This is a genomic window from Pseudoalteromonas sp. Ld20 (assembly GCF_045064175.1).
Taxonomy (GTDB): Bacteria; Pseudomonadota; Gammaproteobacteria; order Enterobacterales; family Alteromonadaceae; genus Pseudoalteromonas; species Pseudoalteromonas neustonica.
Window position 1 is genome coordinate 1 of record NZ_JBISHB010000014.1, and the last position, 1,239, is coordinate 1,239.

Below are 1,239 nucleotides of genomic sequence, written 5' to 3' on the forward strand. Positions count from 1 at the left end.
CGCTCAGGCGTTTGCTCCTTAGCACGTTGATACACTTCTTTTCTCTTTGCCAACACTTCACTTGCCACCCCAGAATGTCTTTGGTGAGGGGTTATATATTTAATACCGCTATGTTTGTGGTTAAAATTATACCAGTGGCTAAATTTCAACACCCAACTACGTGCTTCATCTATTGTTGAAAACCCTTTATACGGATAGTCAGGACGATATTTACACGTTTTAAATATCGACTCAGCATAAGCATTATCATTGCTCACCCTAGGACGATTAAAAGACGACACGACGCCTAAACTATAAAGTGTTTCAAGCATTGATGAGCCCTTCATTGGGCTTCCATTATCCGAATGCAGCACCAAAGGGTTATCTTTAACTCTTTCTTTTAAATGGGATTTTCTGATTAACATTGATGCATTCTCTGCTGATTCGTCATCATGAATTTCCCATCCAACAATCTTTCGACTAAATATATCGAGTATCAAATATAAATAAAAATGCAGCCCCTTAGCGGGACCTGGTAACCAAGTAATATCCCAACACCACACTTGGTTCGGCCCTGTAGCACAGTGTGTCGTCGGTACTTTTCTCTCTTTTATCTGACTACGTCCGCGAGCGTTTTGCTGTTTTTCTTCATGAAGAACACGATAATATGTTGATTCAGAAGCAAGATAAATACCCTCATCTGCTAATGTTGGGACGATTTGGCTTGGTGGTAAGCTCTTAAAATCATCGCTATTAACGATGGCTAATATGTTATCTCTCTCTTCTTTTGATAGCTTATTTTTTGGCTCAGGGCGCTGAGATATTGGTCTACCATCTGTTTTTATATTCCCGTCAACAGTCCAACGTTGATACGTCCGGACACTGATCCCGAGTTCACGGCAAGCTTTAAACCTTGGCGCACCAGAACTCACAGCTTCATTAACTAGTTTAACCGCTTGAACGCGAGCTGAGTCGAGGATCATTCGTCCTCGGCTTCCCCCCAGATCGCATTTGCTTTTTTTCTTAACACCAATAGTGCTGCAGTTTCTGCTAATGCCTTATCTTTTCGGCGCAATTCTTTTTCTAATTGATTAATCTGCTTTTTATCTTTTTTAGCTTCAATAGAGAAGGCTTTTTCCTGCTCTTTAACGTTAGCGTTTGCATCCATACACGCATTTCGCCAAGCCGATACTTGTTCCACATAAAGACCTTTACTTCGGCAATATTCCGCTAACTCAGCTTGATTTAAAGAGGCTGTTT

Annotated in this window: 1 protein-coding gene and 1 pseudogene; both read right to left on the reverse strand. The window is 40.9% G+C overall.

Annotation, left to right across the window (positions count from 1 at the left end; genetic code table 11):
• Nucleotides 1-962: IS3 family transposase (locus tag ACJJVX_RS00200; protein WP_405629477.1), on the reverse strand; the 962-nt coding region annotated here is incomplete at its 3' end.
• Nucleotides 959-1,239 (reverse strand): annotated as a pseudogene (locus tag ACJJVX_RS00205) (IS3 family transposase); the annotation flags it as partial. The pseudogene ACJJVX_RS00205 and the gene ACJJVX_RS00200, both read right to left, overlap by 4 nt.